Here is a 16,600-nt window from a genome sequence, read left to right as displayed (position 1 = left end):
CGGGCGCGATGGCCAGCGACGCCGAAAAAGGCACGGTGAGTCAGGCGAAATCGCAAGCGACCGGGCACCGCCCAGCGGCGGCCAAGTTCGTCGAAGGGCGGGTGGTGACCCTCAAGCCCTGGACCGAGCGGCTGTACTCGATCCAGGTGGAGGCGGCCGTGGAGCCCTTCCGGGCGGGACAATTCGGGCGCCTGGCGCTTCCCGGAGACGATGGCGAGATGATCGTCCGCCCCTACTCCTTCGTGAACGCCCCTTTCGAACGGCCCCATGAGTTCTACTTCATCACCCTGGAGAACGGCCCCCTCACCCAGCGGCTGGTGAAGCTGCGTACGGGAGATCCCATCTGGATCGCTCCCCGGGCCTCGGGCTTCATGACCCTTGCTGACATCCAGGACGCGGACTTCCTGTGGCTCCTCTCCACCGGCACCGCCCTCGGCCCGTTCCTCTCCATCTGCAAGACGGAGGAACCCTGGCGGCGATTCAAGAAGGTGGTGCTGGCCCACGCGGTACGCTACGCGAAGGAGCTCACCTACCAGGAGACGGTGCGGGCCATCGCCGAGCGGCGGGGAAGCCAGTTCGTTTACGTGCCCTTCGTCACCCGGGAGGATACGGACTTCGCCCTCAAGGCCCGGGTTCCCCAGGCGATCCAGGACGGGCGGCTGGAAGCCCGGGCGGGCGTGCCCCTCGCCGCCGAAGGCTCCCAGGTCATGATCTGCGGCAACCCGGACATGGTGAGCGACACCAGTGCCGTGCTGGAGGCCCGGGGCTTCAAGAAAAACCGGCGCAAGGACCCCGGCCAGATCACCGTGGAGAACTACTGGTAGGCCGCTCCGGCGGCGAGGCGCGTGGGCCGGCACCCCGGACCGCTTCAGCACAGCCGCAGGTTGGAAAACCACAAAAGGGCGTCGGGGTCCAGGTAGCCGCGGAAGGCCCACACCCCGAGGGTGGTGAGCGCCGCCACCAGCGCCACCGCCACCCAGGCCCAGGGGCTCCCGTCCAGTGCGGTTTTCATAGCCCGCGGGAGCCCGAAGACTTCCCCATGCCTCGAAGTCATTTCACTGGCGCTCCGGCGAAAGAGGCGGGTCTCAGCTCCCGGTCGTCGATGGGCCAGTGCAGGAGGGCCGCCAGCACCCCCAGGCCGATGGTGATGGCCCAGACCGCGTCGTAGGTGCCAGTCAGGTCGAACAGAAAACCGCCCAGCCACACACCCATGAAGCTTCCCACCTGATGACCGAGAAACACGAAGCCGAACAAGGTCGAGAGATATTTTACGCCGAAGATCTGGGCCACGACCCCGTTGGTGAGGGGCACGGTGCTCAGCCACAGGAGCCCCATTCCGGCGGCGAACAGGTAGACGGAAACCTCGGTGATGGGGACGAGCAGGAACACCGAGATCACCCCCGCCCGGACGAGGTAGATGCCCGCCAGGAGGTATTTCTTCCGGTAGTGCCCGCCCAGCCACCCGGCCGCGTAGGTGCCCACGATGTTGAACAGCCCGATCAGGGCCAGCGCCATCATCCCCGCCCGGGCAGGCAGCCCCTGGTCGGTCAAGAAGGCCGGAAGATGCACGGCGATGAACACCACCTGAAAACCGCACACGAAGAAGCCGAAGCACAGAAGCCGGAAACCCGAGTGCCCGCCCGCCTCCACCAGGGCCTCCCGCATCGTCTGCCCCGAAAGGGCGCCAGCGGTCCCGCCGTCCCGGCGCTCCGCCAAGGCCGCGGAGAGGGGCGCCATGAACGCCGCCAGGACGGCGAGGATCAAGAGCGCCTCGAACCAGCCCAACGCCCCGATCAAGGACTGCTCCACCGGCAGCATGATGAACTGGCCGAAGGAACCGGCGGCCCCGGCAATGCCGAAGGCCATGCTGCGCTTGTGGGGCGGAAAGGCCCGGCCGAGGGCTCCGTAGACCACCGAAAAGGCCGTACCCGAGAGCCCGAGCCCTATGAGCAGCCCGGCGCTCAAGGAAAGGGTGAGCGGGCTGTCCGAGTAGGCCATCAGGGCCAGGCCCAGGGCATAGAGCACGCCGCCCGCGGCCAGCACCCGCCCCGTCCCGAACCGGTCGGCCACCATGCCGGCGAAGGGCTGCGCCAGGCCCCAGACCAGGTTCTGGAGCGCGATGGCGAAGGCGAACACTTCCCGGCCCCAGCCGTACTCGCCGCTCATGGGCTGGAGAAACAGCCCGAACCCGTGGCGAATGCCCAGGGAAAGGGTCAGGATCACGCCCCCGAAGAGAAGGGCGACGGCGGGGGTGCGCCAGGATCCTCTCACGTTTCTCACCTCTGGCAAGGACGCGCTCATGGAATCAGGAGTATAGGCCTGCCCGCCGCCGGGACAAGGAACAGATCCCCGGCCGAGCGTTGCCCCTCTGTGCCGGTGCGAGCGCCGGAACGGCGCCCAGCGGGTCCGTCCCGTTGGCGGGGTAGACGAACGAAAGTGTAACAGACCTGCGACATCTTCCAGCGCGAAAACGCTTGCCTCATGCCAAACGAATAGGGATGTGGAAAAGCCGCTTGAGAAATTGCTGGGATTTTTCCCGGATGCGCTGGTGCACTCCTGCACGATGCCCCAGGCCCCGCCAAGCTTGACCCTGCCGCATGACTCTGTACCGCCTGATGGCCAAACACGGGCTCAAGCATTGAGCTCCGTTTGCGTTTAGAATCGTCCCATGTTGCCGCGAGACCTATCCATGGGCCGTTCAACTCCGCTTCCCGACGATCTTCTCGACGACCTTCGTGCGATCGTGAGCAACCGTCTCTCCACGTCGGCCGCGGTTCGCGCCCATCACGGCAAGGACGAGTCGTACCATGCCCCCCGCCCGCCCGACGCGGTGGTGTTTCCCGAGAGCACGGAAGAGGTACAGGCCATCGTGGCTGCCTGCCGTCGCCACCGGGTACCCATCGTGCCTTTCGGCGCCGGCACGTCGGTGGAGGGCCAGGTCCTCGCCACCCATGGGGGCGTGTGCGTGGATTTCACCCGCATGGATCGCATCCTGGCGGTGCATCCCGAGGATCTGGATGCCACGGTGCAGGCCGGCGTCACCCGGGAGCAATTGAACGACCATCTGCGGCACACGGGGCTTTTCTTTCCCATCGACCCCGGCGCCAACGCCACCCTGGCCGGCATGGCCTCCACCCGCGCCTCCGGCACCAACGCCGTGCGCTACGGCACCATGCGGGAGAACGTGCTGGGGCTCACCGTGGTCACCGCCAGCGGCCGGGTGGTGCGCACCGCCCGGCGCGCCCGCAAGAGCGCCGCGGGCTACGATCTCACGCGCCTGTTCGTGGGCGCCGAGGGCACCCTGGGGCTCATCACCGAGGTGAGCCTGCGGCTTCACCCGGTGCCCGAGGCCATCTCCGCCGCCGTCTGCCCTTTCCCCAGCGTGAGCTCCGCCGTCGCCACGGTGATCCAGACCATCCAGTCGGGCATTCCCATCGCCCGCAGCGAGCTGCTGGACGCGTTGACCATGCAGGCGGTCAACCGCTACGCAAAAACCGGGTACCGGGAGGCGCCCACCCTGTTCCTGGAATTCCATGGAACCGAAGCGGGGGTGGCGGAACAGGCCCGCGCCGTAGAGGCCATCGCCCGGGAGCACGGCGGCGTGGATTTCCAATGGGCCACCCGGCCCGAAGAGCGCAGCCGCCTGTGGAAAGCCCGGCACGAGGCGTACCTCGCCTGCCTGCAGCTCGTTCCCGGCCGCCGGGCCCTGGTAACCGACGTGTGCGTTCCCATTTCGCGGCTGGCCGAATGCATCGAGACCACCTTGGAGGACATCGCCCGGACGCCCCTGCCGGTGCCTCTCTTCGGTCACGTGGGCGACGGCAACTTCCACTTGATCGTCCTGGTGGATCCCCAGGACTCCGGGCACCTCAGGGAAGCGCGAACCCTCAACCACCGGCTGGTGGAGCGGGCCCTGGCTCTGGACGGAACCTGCACCGGCGAGCACGGCGTCGGCGTCGGCAAGCGCGACTACCTGCGGGAGGAGCTGGGGGATGCCGTGGACCTGATGGCCGCCATCAAGCGAGCCCTGGACCCGGACAACCTGTTCAACCCGGGCAAGATCCTGCCGGAGGACGCCGCCGGTGGGTGATCCGTTGAAGCAGGCGCGCATCGATCTCGCCGCCGCCCTGCGCGCGGCCGAGGCGTTGGGCTTCCACGAAGGCGTGTGCAATCACTTCAGCGTCAAAGCCCCGGGCGCGGCCGATCGTTTTCTCGTCAACCCGTTCGGCCTCCACTGGCGCGAGATCACCGCGAGCCGCCTGCTCCTGGTGGACGCGGAGGGCCGGGTGCTGGAGGGGGAAGGCCGGGTGGAGAAGACGGCGCTCTGCATCCATACCGCCCTCCACCGCCGCAACCCCCGCGCCGCCTGCGTGCTCCACACCCACATGCCCTACGCCACGGCGCTGGCCATGACGGAGGGCGGCGAGCTTCTCCCCGCGGGGCAGAACGCCCTGCGCTTCTACGGCGACATCGCCTACGACGACGCCTACAACGGGCTGGCGCTGGACGAATCGGAGGGGGACCGCATCGCCGCCGCGCTGGGCGATAAGCGCGTCCTCTTCCTCGCCAATCACGGCGTCATCGTGGTGGGGAAGAGCGTCGCCGCCGCCTTCGACGACCTCTACTACCTGGAGCGGGCGGCCCAGGCCCAGGTGCTGGCCCTGTCCACGGGGCTGCCCTTGAGGCGCGTGCCGGACGAGATCGCCCGCCGCACCTTCCAGGAATTCACTTCCACCGACAGCTATGCGATCCTCCACTTCGAGGCGCTGAAGCGGCTCCTGGCCGGGGTCGATCCCGATTACACCGCCTGAGGCGTCGCGGCCTGCGCCAGGGACCGGGGCTCTGCTATCCTTCGCCGGGAAGCCGACCCTCCCGGAGGACAGGACCTTGGACGCGCCCCACCCCTATTCCGCCTGGCTGCTGAATCCCTTGCCCGAGCGGGAAGCCTTGGTGAACGAGCTCCACGCGCGGCCCTTCATGGCGCTGCGCGCGCCCCTGGAGGCTTCCCACCTCGCGGTGCTTTCCGGCGAGCTGGAAAACGAGCGCAACCGGGAGCATCTCGCCGAGCTGTGTCGCCGCTTCGGCACCGCGCCGCCAGCGCCGGCGGCAAACTACCATGTGGCCGACCTGGGGGAAGCGCTCGTGCGCTGGGAGCGACACACTGAGTTCACCACCTACACCTTCTACCGGCAAAGACCCTTCGCCGAGCCGTTCCGGGATCCGGCCATCGCCCACGTCCCGGCGGACTGGCTGCGTCAATTGCCGGGCCAGCTCCTGGTGGCGGTGCATCTCGCCCTGGAGAACGCCGCCGCGCAAGAGCGGGATGCGGCGAACCTGGCAGCCTTGTGCGGCTCCGACCGCTACGTGGGCTCCCTCATGGCCGGCGGCAAAGCTATCGCCTGGAGCGACTTCCGGCTCAATGCGGACGGCTTCGTCCGCATCCTGGCCCGGGACCGGGGGCTCAACGACCGCCAGGCGGGCCGGCTGGTGCAGCGGCTGCTGGAGGTGGAAACCTACCGCACGGCGGCCCTGCTCGCCTTTCCCCTGGCGCTGAAAATCCGTCCCCGGCTGCGGGAGCTGGAGCTGGAGCTGACCGGGCTCACCGGCCAGATCGCCGAGGTCAAGGACTTGGAGACGGAACAGGCGCTGCTCGCGGCGCTCACCCGCCTGGACGCGGAAACGGCGCGGCTCGCAAGCCAGACCAGCTATCGCTTCGGCGCCGCCCGGGCCTATTACAGCCTGGTGCGCCGGCGCATCGCCGAGCTGCGGGAGAGCCGCATCGAGGGGCTCCAAACCTGGAGCGAGTTCATGGACCGGCGGCTCGCCCCAGCCATGGAGACTTGCGAGTCGGTCAGCGCCCGGATCAACGCCCTGGCGGTGCGGGTCGCCCAAGCGGGCAACTCCCTGCGTACCGTGGTAGATGTGGCCCTCCAGGCCCAGAACCGGGACCTGCTGCGCTCCATGAACCGCCGGGCGCAACTGCAGCTCCGGCTGCAGCAGACGGTGGAGGGCCTCTCGGTGGTGGCCATCAGCTACTATGCCATCGGGTTACTGGGGTACGGCTTCAAAGGTCTTGCCAACTTCTTCCCGGGCCTTGACCCTGAGCTGCTCCAGGCGGGAAGCCTCCTGGTGGTGGTGCCCCTGGTGTGGGCCGGGGTCCGGCGCCTGCGGCACCTGGTCATGCCCGAGCCCGGACCGCCTTCAATCGATCGCGATCAAGCGCGCCCTTCCATGCGCTCGTAAAGGGCATCGCGGTCCGTCAATTCCACCCCCGGGCGCAGCCGCCCGCGCACCGTGACCCACTTCAACTTGAACGACCGATTGCGGGCCGCCTTCTCGCGAACGCGAATCGCTCACCTCAGAGCTCGCGAGCGCTCCCGCGCCTGCTGGAGCGCCTGCTCGAACGCCCGCGCCACGCACCAGCCCACAGGCGTAACGGCGCCCGCGTACCGGGCCGAAGGGCCCGGGGCGAGCGCCACGGTCACCGTGTCGGTGCTGGTGCCGGTGGCCGGATGGCCATCGGGCGTGCGCAGCCCGGCGAGCGCCCGGGCCTTCACCTCGGCGATCAAGTGCACCAGTTCCACCCGAGCGGCTTCGGGCAGTGCGGCTTCCACGATCACGCACGCGTTGATCGTGTGGGGAACGGTCCCCTCGAACACGGGGCTCAGCCCCGGGGCGGAGAGGTTGCCCAGGCCCGCGGTCACCAGGGCGCAGGCGCGAAACCCGTCCCGCGCCGCGCTTCCTTCACCGTAGCGCTCCACCCGGGCCGCGGTGAGGCAGCCGGTGGTCTCCTCCGCGGGAAGCCCCAGGGACGCCAGCCGGGCGGCGATCCAGCCTTGGAGGTCGGCCTCGCAGAAATCGAGCCCCACGGAGTGGTTCACCCAGAATCGGCTCCGCACCCGCCCGCCCCGGTAGGGAGCGCTGGACAGGACCGGGCGACAAGCGCCGAGTTCGACCACCAGCGCGCCGCTTGCGAGCGTCACGCGAAAAGGCGCGTGCAGGGTGTCGAACATGGTGGGCCTACGTCACGGCCGCCATCAGCACCGCGGCCTCGGCGATTTCGATGAGCGCGCCGGCGGTGTCGCCGGTCGTGCCCTGGAGGCGCGCCATCATGAGCCAGCGCAGCAGGGCGAATACAAGGCCGGCTATCGCCACAATCACTAAGCCGCGTCCCGCGTTCAGCACCAGGATCGCCACCACGGCCGCACCGGTGCTGACGATGGCCTGGCGCCGCGGCAGATGGGCCGCCAGGGCGCTACCCAGGCCCCCTGGGCGCACATAGGGTGTGGTCAGGAACAGCACGGGAACCAGGGCCCGGCCGGCGAAGGGAGCGACGGCGAGGCAGAGCCAGGCACCGTTCCCGATCGCGGCCTCCAGGGCCGCGAACTTGGCGATCAGCACCACCGCCACCGCCACCACCGCCGCTGCGCCTCGGTGCGGGTCCTTCATGATGGCCAGGGTGCGGTCGCGGTCGCCGTGACCCCCCAGCCAGGCGTCGGCGCTGTCGGCCAGGCCGTCCAGGTGCAGGGCCCCCGTGACCGCGACCCACAGGGCCAGGAGCAGGGCCGCGGCGACGCCGGGGGACGCGCCTTGCAGTATCCAGCCGAAGCCCGCCAGCAGGCCCCCCAGCAGGAGCCCGATGGCGGGGTACCAGGCGATGGAGCGGCCCACGTCCTCCTCCCGCCAATCTCCCTGCGTGACGGGCAGGCGGGTCAGGAACTGGAGCGCGATCAGGAACGGCTGGAGCATCGCTCAAGACGATCCGCGGCGCGGGGGTCCGGAAAGCTCGCCGGACACTTCCGGTTGCCATCGAACCCGGTGCCCCAGTGGCACCGGAATCGCCAACCCGTCCGCAGCCGACCGGCCCGCGAGATGGGCCCGCACCACCCGGATCGGCCCGCCGTGGGTGACGATCAACACCCGCTCGCCGCGGCAGCGCGAAACCAGCTCGCGCCACGCGGCCAGCACCCGGTCCCGGAACGCGGGCACCGGCTCGCCCCCCGGCGGCGGATGGGCCAGGGGATCGCGCCAGAACCGTTCCAGGGCCTGGGGGTCCTCGGCCATCAGCGCCTCGGCGGTCCGCCCCTCCCAGGCGCCGAAACCGATCTCCCGCCACCGCTCGTCCACCACGAGCGCCACGACCTGCCGCGCCGCCAGTGCCCGGGCGAAGGCCGCGCAGCGGGCGAGGGGCGAGGTCACGATCCGGTCCCAGGGTCCCTGTCCTTCCACGGCCGCTTCCATCTGCTGCCAGCCGGCGGCCGTGAGCGGGTCATCGGTGCTTCCCCGATACCGGGGCCCGCCCTCCGCCTCCCCGTGGCGGAGCAGGTCGATCCACCCCTTTCCAGGCGTCACCGGGCCTTCTCCGAGACGCCGGCCTCGGCGAAGGTGGCCATCTCGGCGTGCAGGGCGCAGGCCAGCCGCAGAATGGGCACCGCCACCGCCGCCCCGCTCCCCTCCCCGAGGCGCATGCCCAGGTGGAGGATCGGCTCGGCCGCCAGCGCCTGGAGCAGGCGCCCATGGCCGGGCTCGGCGGAGGCATGGGCATAGAGCAACCATGGCGCAGCGCCCGGGCAGCGGCGCACCGCCACGAGGGCCGCGCAGGTGGCGATGAAGCCGTCCACCAGCACCGGCAGCCCCGCCTGGGCGCAGGCCACGTAGGCGCCTGCGAGGGCCGCGATCTCGAAGCCGCCCACGCAGCGCAGGACTTCCAGGGGATCGCCCAGCCCGGCACGATGGAGCGCCAGGGCCCGCCCCACCACGTCCGCCTTGCGGGCGACGCCGGCCGCGTCGAGCCCCGTGCCCGGGCCGGCCAGGCGCTCGGGCGCCTCGTCGAGCAGCGCACAGGCGAGGGCCGTGGCGGCGGTGGTGTTGGCGATGCCCATCTCGCCGCCGATGAAAAGCGCCGCGCCCGCCTCCCGGGCCCGCAGCGCCGCGGCGCGGCCCGCTTCCAGGGCGATCCCGAGCTGGGCGGCGGACATGGCGGGTTGCCGGCAGAAGTTGGCGGTCCCCGCACCGGCCCGGCAGGAGACGACGCCGGGGAGCGGTCCGGGATCCCGCACCGTGCCCACGTCCACCACCTCCAGCTCGGCGCCCAGGTGCCGCGCCAGCACCGAAATGGCCGCGCCGCCCCGGGCGAAGTTGCGCACCATCTCCACCGTCACCGTCTGGGGAAAGGCGGAGACACCCTCCTCCGCCACGCCGTGGTCGGCGGCGAACACGGCGATGCGCACCCGTTCCACCGACGGCCGCTCCCGCCCCTGCAGGCCCGCCAGGCGCACGGCGAGCTCCTCCAGGCGCCCCAGGGCGCCGGGGGGCTTGGTGAGGCGGGACTGGCGCAGCCGCGCCGCTTCTTGAGCGCCGCGATCCACCGGCGCGGCCGGAGCGTCGATCCATGACGATGACACGTATCGATTCCTCGTCAAACGGGATCTCGAAAACGATGTCGGGAACCCCATCGGCGAGCCTCGGGCACGGCTCGCCTCACGGCGCCGGCCCTTTCAGCGTGAGGGGCAGCCCCGCCGCGGTGAGGATCACCCGGTCGCAGAGGGCGGCGAGGCGCTGGTGCAACACCCCCGCTTCGTCGCAATAGCGCCGGGACAGGGCATCGACGGGGATCACCCCCAGGCCGGTCTCATTGCCGACGAGTATCACCTGGCCCGGAAGCCCGGGCAGCGCGGCGAGGAGCGCTTCGCGCTCCCGGGCGAGCGCCTCCGCTTCGGCGCTGCAGAGCAGGTGGGTGAGCCACAGGGTGAGGCACTCCACCAGCAGGCAGCGGTCTTCGCGACCATGGGCGACCAGCGCCCGGGCGAGCCGCATGGGTTCCTCCACTGTCACCCACTCCGCTGGCCGCCGCCGGCGATGCTCCTCGATGCGCCGGCCCATCTCCTCGTCCCCCGCCGTGGCGGTGGCCACGTAGATCACCTGGAGCCCGCTGTCGCGCGCCAGCCGCTCCGCCAGCCGGCTCTTGCCCGAGCGCACGCCGCCGAGGATCAGCGTCTTCACTTCGCCGCCGCTGCGCCCGTGCCGGAGTCCAGGCCGAGGATCGCCAGGATCCGCGCCATGTCCAGGTGGTCTTCGCACGCGTCCGTCAGCCGGTCGAGGGCCGCTTCCCGCAGGGCGGGGTAATCGGGCGTCTCGGGTGCTTGCACGCCCGCCCAGGCGAGCAAGGCGTCGCAGGCGGGACGGGACTCGAACAGGCCGTGGAGGTAGGTGCCGAGGATCTGGCCGTCCTCCGAGATGGCGCCGTCATGGCGGCCGTCGAGCCGCACCAGCGGCCGCGCAAGGGCAGCTCCCCGGCTCACGCCGCAGTGGATCTCGTAGCCGGTCACGGGGGCGTCGCCGAAGATCAGCGTGCCACGCACGTTGGCGAGCTGCTTTTCCGCTTCCAGCACCGTGACCAGGTCCAGGAGCCCGAGCCCGGGGCTCGCGCCGGGCGGGCCTTCCAGTCCCAGGGGATCGGATATCGCCCGGCCCAGCATCTGGAAGCCGCCGCAGATGCCGATGAGCTTGCCGCCGTAGCGCAGGTGGCGATAGATGGCCCGCTCCCAGCCGTTCTCCCGCAACCATTGGAGGTCCGAGCGCACGCTCTTGCTGCCAGGAAGGACGATCAAGTCCGCCGGCGGCACCGGTTCACCGGTGCCCACGAAACGCACGTCCACCCGGGGATGCAGTCGCAGGGGATCGAGATCCGTGTGGTTGCTGATGTGGGGAAAGACCGGCACCACGAGCTTGAGCGCGCCTGTGTCCTTGGTGGGCTGGGAATCATCGATCGCATCCTCCGCCTCCAGGTGCAGCCCGTGCAGGTACGGGAGCACCCCCAGCACCGGGCGGGCGGTGCGGCCCTCCAGCCAATGGAGGCCGGGCTCCAGCAGCTTGAGATCGCCGCGGAAGCGGTTGATCACCCATCCCCGCACCCGCGCCCGCTCCGAGGGGGAAAGCAGCTCAAGCGTGCCCACCAAGTGGGCGAACACGCCCCCCCGGTCGATGTCGGCCACGAGAAGCACCGGGCAGTCCACCGCCTCGGCGAAGCCCATGTTGGCGATGTCGTTGTCCCGCAGGTTGATCTCGGCGGGGCTGCCCGCCCCTTCCACCAGCACCACCTCGTATTGCGCGGCCAGACGACGGAAGGATTCCAGCACTGCCGCCCGGGCCCGGGCCTTGTAGGCGTGGTAGCCCAGGGCGTCCATGGTGCCGATGGCGCGCCCCTGGAGGATCACCTGGGCGCCCACGTCCGTGTTAGGCTTGAGGAGCACCGGGTTCATGTCGGTGGTGGGGGCCACGCCCGCGGCCTGAGCCTGCACCGCCTGGGCCCGGCCGATCTCGCCCCCATCCGCGGCAACAGCGCTGTTCAACGCCATGTTCTGGGGCTTGAACGGCGCCACCCGCACCCCGCGCCGGACGAGGGCCCGGCACAAGCCCGCCACCAGGGTGCTCTTGCCCGCGTCCGAGGTGGTGCCCTGGATCATCAGCGTATGCGCCATGACGTCATCCTATGGTTTCCGTTTGGGTAGAATGCGCCTCGGCGCACCGTCCTGCCGGCGGCTGATCGGTGCGTTTCGCTGCGCTCAACACACCCTACAGCTTTGCGTTTCAATTTTTTTCTGTGGTTAAGAAATCTCGGCCCCCGGGCTATCACTTCCGCGCGTGGGCGCTGCGGCTGCGCACCGCGTCCAGGGCCTGGCACAGCCGTTCGGCGCCGTCCAGGATGCGGGGCGTGGGCCGCTGCAGAAGATCGGAAGGCACGAACACCAGGTTGCCCTGCTTCACCGCCTCGATCTGGGGCCAGCGCCGCCACCCCTCCAGCCACTCCGGGTAGGCTTCCCCCATGCCCCCGGCCACGATCACCTGGGGGTTGGCGACCAGCACCGACTCCACGTTGAGCATGGGCGTGAGGGTGTGGACCGAAGCGAACACGTTGGTCCCGCCGCACAGCTCGATCACGCGGCTGATGAGATGCTCCCCGTTCACGGTCATGAGGGGCCTGTCCCAGATCTGGTAGAAGACCGAAACCCTGGGCTCGCCCCCGTAGCGGGATTGGAGCCGGCGCCAGCGGTCGCGGAAAGCGCCCGCCGCCTTCTGCGCTTGCGCCCCGATCCCCGCCAAGGCTCCCAGGCGCTCGAGATTGGTCGCCACCTGCTCGAAGGTGCGGATCTCGGTCACGTAAAGGGTCAGCTTCAGGTCGCGGAGCTGCCCCAGCAACCGCGGGTCGTTGCCGCTCGCCCAGCCCACCACCAGGTCCGGCGCGAGGGCCATGATGCGTTCCGGGTCCGGGGAAACGTAGCTGCCCACCCGGGGGATTTTCTTCGCATCGGGCGGGTAATCGCTCCATTGCACGGCACCCACCACGGAGCGCCCGGCACCGGCTGCGAACAGCAGTTCCGTCGCGTGGGGCGCCAGGCTCACGATGCGCTGCGCGGGCTGGGCGAGCCGCACTTCGTTTCCCACGTCGTCGCGCACCACGATCTCGGCTTGGGCGGCCGCCGCGAGGACCCATGCGAGCAGGGCCCACCCCCAACGCCGCAGAATCTCCATGCAGCTCTTTCCCGTCATCTCGCCGCCCGTTCGAGACGGGGCGCGGCGCGCGCCCATTCATCCAGCGCGAGGGCCAGGCGCTCCCACGGGCCGCCGCCGGCGGGAAGCCCGAAGCGCAGCCCCGGCGGATCGGCGAAGGCGCGCACGAGGATGCCCCGCCGTGCGAAGAATTCCCAGGCTTCCGCGGCGCGGGGCGTCTTCACCCACTGGAACAGGGCGGTGCCTCCGGCAGGCGCGAGGCCCGAAGCGGCGAGCAGTCGGGCCAGCCGCTCGCTCGCCGCGGGCAGCATGCGGCGCGTCTTCTGCTGCCAGCCGGTGTCCGCCAGCGCCGCGGCGGCCACGTAACGGGACGGGTTGGCTACCGCCCATGGCCCCATCGCTTCCTCCAGCCTCGTCAGGAGCCTGGGTTCACCCAGCACGAAGCCCGCTCGAATGCCGGCGAGGCCGAAGAACTTCCCCAGGGAGCGCAGCACCACCAGGCCCGGCCAATGGTTGACCGGGGCGAGGCTTTCCTGGGGAGTCGCGTCCATGAAGGCCTCGTCCACCACCAGCCAGCCGTCCCGAGCCGCCAGCGTCTTACGCCAAGCCAGCAGGGCCTCGCGGCCGAAACGTTCGCCGGTGGGATTGTTGGGGCTCGTCAGCACCAGCACGTCCACCGGCGGCACGCCGGCGCGCAAATCGGCTGCCGAGACGCCGATCACGTCATGCCCCGCCGCGGCCCAGGCTCGGCGATGCTCGCCGTAACCCGGCTCCAGCACCGCCACGCGTCCCGGAGGCCGCAGCCGCGGCAGCGCCTGGATCGCCGCCTGGGTGCCGGGCACGGGCAGCAGGGAAGACGCGCCGTAATAGGCCCGGGCCGCCTCTTCCAGCCCGTCCCCCGCTTCCGGCAGCCGCCGCCAGCACTCGGCGGGCACGGCGGCGACCGGCCATCCCCGGGGATTGATTCCGGTGGAAAGGTCGATCCACTGCCGCAGCGGAATGCCGTAGCGCTGCGCCGCCCGGCGCAGTTGGCCGCCGTGCTCAAGCATTGATCCATGCTCCTGTCATTAAGACACACAGCCACAGCCAGGTGCCGCGCCGGACCAGGGCCGTCGCTCGTGCAATGTCGGCTACGCCGGGAGCTTTTCCTTCACCCAAAGCCGGGCGTATTTTCAGCGCCCCGTGGTATTGGGCCGGACCGCCCAGCTTCACCCCCAGGGCGCCGGCGCCCGCCGCCATGACGGGGCCCGCGTTGACGCTGTCCCACGCGGGTCCCTGGGCCCGCCAGCAGCGCATCGCGCCCTCGAACCGGCCAAGGGCGGCGTAGGTGAGGGCCGTCAGGCGCGCCGGCAGGTAATTGAGCCCATCGTCCAGCCGCGCCGCTGCCCAGCCGAAATGAAGATACCGCGGCGTGCGGTAGCCCCACAGGGCATCCAGGGTGTTGGCAAGGCGGTACAGGACCACGCCGGGCGCCCCGGCCAGCGCGTACCAGAACAAGGCGCCGAAGACGGCGTCGTTGCCGTTCTCCAGCACCGACTCCACCGCTCCCCGCGCCACGTCCTCGGGCTCCATCGCCCCCGTGTCCCGGCTCACCATGTCCCCAACCCGCCGGCGAGCGTCCTCGAGCGTCCCCGCCTCCAGGGCGCCCGCCACGCGCTGGGCGTGCTCCTCCAGGCTTCTGCCGCCGAGGGCGAGATAGAGCAACGCGGTTTCCGCGGCCACGCCGATCCAGGGCCCCTGGGCCGCCGCCCACCACGCCGCGGCGACGAACGGCAGGACCGCGAGCGCCAGCGCCACCATGCCGCGCCAGCGCCGCGCCGAGGGCGCGGCCTCTGCGCCGCCGTAGAGGGCGCGTTCGATGCCGCTGGCCAGCCGCCCGAACCCCACCAGCGGATGGAAGCGCCGGGGCTCCCCCAGCAGGCGGTCCAGCAACACCGCGGCGAGGGCGACGAAGGCCGTCTGCATCACAGCTCGATGCCCTTCTGGGCCCTGACCCCGACCTCGAAGGCGTGCTTGACCGCCTGCATCTCGGTCACGGTGTCGGCCACGGCGACGAGCTCGGGCTTCGCCCCGCGTCCGGTGATGACCACGTGCTGCATGGTCGGCCGCGCCCTGAGCGCCGCGATCACCTCTTGCACCGGCAGATAGCCGTACTTGAGCACGATGTTCAGCTCGTCCAGCAGCACGAGCTGGTACGACGCCTCCTCCAGCATGGCCCGGGCCCTGTCCCACGCGGCCCGGGCGGCGCGGATGTCCCGCTCCCGGTCCTGGGTCTCCCAGGTGTAGCCCTCGCCCATCACGTGGTAATCCACTTCGGGGAAGCGGCGGAAGAAAGCCGCTTCGCCGGTGGCGAAGCGGCCCTTCACGAACTGCACGATGCCCACCCGCATGCCGTGGCCCAGGGCCCGGGCCACCATGCCGAAGCCCGAGCTGGACTTGCCCTTGCCGTTTCCCGTGGCGATGACGACGACACCCCGGTCCTCACCGGCCTTCGCGATCTTCGCGTCCACCACCGCCTTCTTGCGTGCCATGCGCCAGCGGTGGCGCTCATACAGATCCGGCTTCTCGCCGCTTTCCCTCATCGGGTTCTCCTTCGCTGCGTTTTCCGCGGATCGGTCCCACGCGTTCTCGTACACCAGCGCTTCCAGCGGAACGCGCCGGGCCCAGCCCTCCCGCTCCAGCATGGGCCGTTCGTAAAACGCCTCCACGTGTCCCACGCACAGGATCGCCACCGGTCGGCTTCCTTCGGGCATCGCCAGCAATCGGGCGAGGGCGTCCGGATCGAACAGGGAAACCCAGCCCACGCCGATGCCCTCGGCCCGGGCTGCCAGCCAGAGGTTCTGGATCGCGCAAGCGACCGAACAGAGATCCATCTCCGGCAGGGTGCGCCGCCCGAACACGTGCCGCTCCCGCCCCGCCATCAAGGCCACCACCAGCAGCTCGCCGCATTCGCGCACGCCCTCCACCTTCAGCCGCATGAACTCGTCCCTGCGCTCTCCCAGCGCTTCGGCGGTGCGCTGGCGCTCCTCTTCCACCAGCCGGTGGATCCCGGCCCGCAGCACCGGTCGGTCACCCGCACGAAGCGCCACGGCTGCATGAACCCCACGCTGGGGGCGAGATGGGCCGCCGCTAGGAGCCGGGCCAGAAGCCCCGGGTCCACGGGATCGGGGAGAAAGTGGCGCACGTCCCGCCGCTCGGCGATGACCCGATAAACCGCCTCGATGTCCCCGTCGCTGTAACGGTGCCGGTCGCTCACGTCACCGCTCCTGCCCAACGCCGGATGATCCGGTGCACCTGGCGCAGCCCGTCGGTGAGGCACGCCGGTCCCGGCTGCAGGATGTCCGCCGACTTGATCTCGTAGAGATGCCCGTGCCGCACGGCCGGGACGTCCTGCCACCCGGGGCGCGCCGCCACCTGCTCGGGACGGAATTTCTTGCCGCACCAGGAGCCGATGATGATATCCGGCGCGCGCCGCGGCACCTCCAGGGAGTCGGCGATCACCCGATCCCGGGCCATGGGGCGCCGGGCCAGCTCGGGGAAGCAGTCGATGCCGCCGGCGATCTCGATCAGCTCCGACACCCAGCGGATGCCCGAGATCTGGGGGTTGTCCCATTCCTCGAAGTAAACCCGCGGGCGGCGGGGAAGCTCGCCGGCTTGCCGCCGGACCTCCTCCATGCCTGCCTCCAGCCTCTGGATCAGCTCCTCGGTCTTCTCCCGGGCGCCCACTATCGCGCCCACCGTGGCGATCATGGACAGGATCTGCTCGACCGAGCGCTGGTTGAAGATGCAGACGTTGACGCCCCGGCGGATGAGCTCGGCGGCGATGTCGGCCTGGAGGTCGGAAAAGCCGAAGACCAAGTCCGGCGCAAGGGCCAGGATCTTGTCGATCTTGGCGCTGGTGAAGGCCGACACCTTGGGCTTTTCCTTGCGGGCGCGGGCCGGGCGCACGGTGAAGCCGGAAATCCCCACGATGCGGTGCTCTTCCCCCAGGAGGTAAAGGGTCTCGGTGGTCTCCTCGGTCATGCACACGATGCGGCTCGGCAGGCGCGCCCCGATTGCCGCGCCGCGGGCGAGGTTGCGGGAGCTGGGG

17 protein-coding genes and 1 pseudogene are annotated in these 16,600 nt (G+C 70.5%); 4 read left to right on the top strand and 14 right to left on the bottom strand.

The features are described from left to right. The first annotated feature begins 8 nt into the window (after positions 1 to 8). Complete coding sequence (locus ACTFO6_RS01895) at positions 9 to 824, top strand: ferredoxin--NADP reductase (RefSeq protein WP_439932736.1); 816 nt, start codon at positions 9 to 11, stop codon at positions 822 to 824. Between the two features lie 44 nt (positions 825 to 868). On the opposite strand, the gene ACTFO6_RS01890 is transcribed toward ACTFO6_RS01895, so the two are convergent. Then, complete coding sequence (locus ACTFO6_RS01890; protein ID WP_439932735.1) at positions 869 to 1,012, bottom strand: hypothetical protein; 144 nt, start codon at positions 1,010 to 1,012, stop codon at positions 869 to 871. A 38-nt stretch (positions 1,013 to 1,050) separates the two neighbouring features. Continuing rightward, entirely contained in the window at positions 1,051 to 2,271 is a 1,221-nt protein-coding gene (locus ACTFO6_RS01885; protein ID WP_439932734.1) for an MFS transporter, read from the bottom strand. A gap of 418 nt (positions 2,272 to 2,689) precedes the next feature. Here ACTFO6_RS01885 and ACTFO6_RS01880 point away from each other — a divergent pair, with 418 nt between their 5' ends. The 3 genes from ACTFO6_RS01880 to ACTFO6_RS01870 all read left to right on the top strand — a co-directional run bounded on the left by ACTFO6_RS01880 (position 2,690) and on the right by ACTFO6_RS01870 (position 6,243). After that, positions 2,690 to 4,090 carry an FAD-linked oxidase C-terminal domain-containing protein gene (locus ACTFO6_RS01880; RefSeq protein WP_439932733.1) on the top strand — a complete coding sequence of 467 codons (1,401 nt, stop codon included), beginning with the start codon at positions 2,690 to 2,692 and terminating at the stop codon, positions 4,088 to 4,090. Continuing rightward, positions 4,083 to 4,811 carry an aldolase gene (locus ACTFO6_RS01875; protein ID WP_439932732.1) on the top strand — a complete coding sequence of 243 codons (729 nt, stop codon included), beginning with the start codon at positions 4,083 to 4,085 and terminating at the stop codon, positions 4,809 to 4,811. The genes ACTFO6_RS01880 and ACTFO6_RS01875 overlap by 8 nt, the downstream gene beginning before the upstream one ends. Before the next feature lie 76 nt (positions 4,812 to 4,887). Further along, the gene (locus ACTFO6_RS01870) at positions 4,888 to 6,243 is read left to right on the top strand and encodes a DUF3422 family protein (protein ID WP_439932731.1); all 1,356 of its coding nucleotides are present in this window, start codon (positions 4,888 to 4,890) and stop codon (positions 6,241 to 6,243) included. 110 nt (positions 6,244 to 6,353) lie between these two features. On the opposite strand, the gene ACTFO6_RS01865 is transcribed toward ACTFO6_RS01870, so the two are convergent. From ACTFO6_RS01865 to ACTFO6_RS01810, 12 genes and pseudogenes are all read right to left on the bottom strand, one after another. Beyond that, a complete protein-coding gene (locus ACTFO6_RS01865) occupies positions 6,354 to 7,013 on the bottom strand; it encodes an adenosylcobinamide amidohydrolase (protein ID WP_439932730.1) in 660 nt (219 codons plus the stop codon). Positions 7,014 to 7,020: 7 nt separating this feature from the next. Beyond that, positions 7,021 to 7,749, bottom strand: coding sequence for an adenosylcobinamide-GDP ribazoletransferase (locus tag ACTFO6_RS01860; protein ID WP_439932729.1), 729 nt, complete (start codon positions 7,747 to 7,749; stop codon positions 7,021 to 7,023). A gap of 3 nt (positions 7,750 to 7,752) precedes the next feature. Beyond that, positions 7,753 to 8,352: a histidine phosphatase family protein gene (locus ACTFO6_RS01855; RefSeq protein WP_439932728.1), complete on the bottom strand. Its 600-nt coding sequence runs from the start codon at positions 8,350 to 8,352 to the stop codon at positions 7,753 to 7,755. After that, on the bottom strand, positions 8,349 to 9,404 hold the full coding sequence (gene cobT / locus ACTFO6_RS01850; protein ID WP_439932727.1) for a nicotinate-nucleotide--dimethylbenzimidazole phosphoribosyltransferase: 1,056 nt from the start codon (positions 9,402 to 9,404) through the stop codon (positions 8,349 to 8,351). Before cobT ends, ACTFO6_RS01855 begins: the two co-directional genes overlap by 4 nt. A 76-nt stretch (positions 9,405 to 9,480) precedes the next feature. Next, on the bottom strand, positions 9,481 to 10,002 hold the full coding sequence (cobU, locus tag ACTFO6_RS01845) for a bifunctional adenosylcobinamide kinase/adenosylcobinamide-phosphate guanylyltransferase (RefSeq protein ID WP_439932726.1): 522 nt from the start codon (positions 10,000 to 10,002) through the stop codon (positions 9,481 to 9,483). Then, the gene (locus ACTFO6_RS01840; RefSeq protein ID WP_439932725.1) at positions 9,999 to 11,480 is read right to left on the bottom strand and encodes a cobyric acid synthase; all 1,482 of its coding nucleotides are present in this window, start codon (positions 11,478 to 11,480) and stop codon (positions 9,999 to 10,001) included. Before ACTFO6_RS01840 ends, cobU begins: the two co-directional genes overlap by 4 nt. Positions 11,481 to 11,631: 151 nt before the next feature. Then, positions 11,632 to 12,531 (bottom strand): cobalamin-binding protein, encoded by a 900-nt coding sequence (locus ACTFO6_RS01835; RefSeq protein WP_439932724.1) that lies wholly within the window; start codon positions 12,529 to 12,531, stop codon positions 11,632 to 11,634. 14 nt (positions 12,532 to 12,545) lie between these two features. Then, on the bottom strand, positions 12,546 to 13,559 hold the full coding sequence (gene cobD / locus ACTFO6_RS01830; RefSeq protein WP_439932723.1) for a threonine-phosphate decarboxylase CobD: 1,014 nt from the start codon (positions 13,557 to 13,559) through the stop codon (positions 12,546 to 12,548). Further along, positions 13,552 to 14,475 (bottom strand): adenosylcobinamide-phosphate synthase CbiB, encoded by a 924-nt coding sequence (cbiB, locus tag ACTFO6_RS01825; RefSeq protein WP_439932722.1) that lies wholly within the window; start codon positions 14,473 to 14,475, stop codon positions 13,552 to 13,554. The genes cobD and cbiB overlap by 8 nt, the downstream gene beginning before the upstream one ends. Next, positions 14,475 to 15,092 (bottom strand): cob(I)yrinic acid a,c-diamide adenosyltransferase, encoded by a 618-nt coding sequence (gene cobO / locus ACTFO6_RS01820; protein ID WP_439932789.1) that lies wholly within the window; start codon positions 15,090 to 15,092, stop codon positions 14,475 to 14,477. The genes cbiB and cobO overlap by 1 nt, the downstream gene beginning before the upstream one ends. A gap of 108 nt (positions 15,093 to 15,200) precedes the next feature. Continuing rightward, positions 15,201 to 15,670, bottom strand: a pseudogene (gene bluB / locus ACTFO6_RS01815) (5,6-dimethylbenzimidazole synthase); the annotation flags it as partial. A 92-nt stretch (positions 15,671 to 15,762) separates the two neighbouring features. Then, positions 15,763 to 16,533, bottom strand: coding sequence for an ABC transporter substrate-binding protein (locus ACTFO6_RS01810; RefSeq protein ID WP_439932788.1), 771 nt, complete (start codon positions 16,531 to 16,533; stop codon positions 15,763 to 15,765). Positions 16,534 to 16,600: the final 67 nt, after the last annotated feature.

The organism is Pelomicrobium sp. G1 (assembly GCF_051905455.1).
GTDB lineage: Bacteria > Pseudomonadota > Gammaproteobacteria > Burkholderiales > UBA6910 > Pelomicrobium.
This window is presented reverse-complemented; position numbering and strand designations above follow the sequence as displayed.

Coding starts and splice junctions, on each gene's coding strand:
- ACTFO6_RS01895 (WP_439932736.1), top strand. CDS start 9: ATGGCCAGCGACGCCGAAAAAGGCACGGTGAGTCAGGCGAAATCGCAA.
- ACTFO6_RS01890 (WP_439932735.1), bottom strand. CDS start 1,012: ATGAAAACCGCACTGGACGGGAGCCCCTGGGCCTGGGTGGCGGTGGCG.
- ACTFO6_RS01880 (WP_439932733.1), top strand. CDS start 2,690: ATGGGCCGTTCAACTCCGCTTCCCGACGATCTTCTCGACGACCTTCGT.
- ACTFO6_RS01865 (WP_439932730.1), bottom strand. CDS start 7,013: ATGTTCGACACCCTGCACGCGCCTTTTCGCGTGACGCTCGCAAGCGGC.
- ACTFO6_RS01860 (WP_439932729.1), bottom strand. CDS start 7,749: ATGCTCCAGCCGTTCCTGATCGCGCTCCAGTTCCTGACCCGCCTGCCC.
- ACTFO6_RS01840 (WP_439932725.1), bottom strand. CDS start 11,480: ATGGCGCATACGCTGATGATCCAGGGCACCACCTCGGACGCGGGCAAG.
- ACTFO6_RS01835 (WP_439932724.1), bottom strand. CDS start 12,531: ATGGAGATTCTGCGGCGTTGGGGGTGGGCCCTGCTCGCATGGGTCCTC.
- cobD (WP_439932723.1), bottom strand. CDS start 13,559: ATGCTTGAGCACGGCGGCCAACTGCGCCGGGCGGCGCAGCGCTACGGC.
- cbiB (WP_439932722.1), bottom strand. CDS start 14,475: ATGCAGACGGCCTTCGTCGCCCTCGCCGCGGTGTTGCTGGACCGCCTG.
- cobO (WP_439932789.1), bottom strand. CDS start 15,092: ATGAGGGAAAGCGGCGAGAAGCCGGATCTGTATGAGCGCCACCGCTGG.
- ACTFO6_RS01810 (WP_439932788.1), bottom strand. CDS start 16,533: ATGACCGAGGAGACCACCGAGACCCTTTACCTCCTGGGGGAAGAGCAC.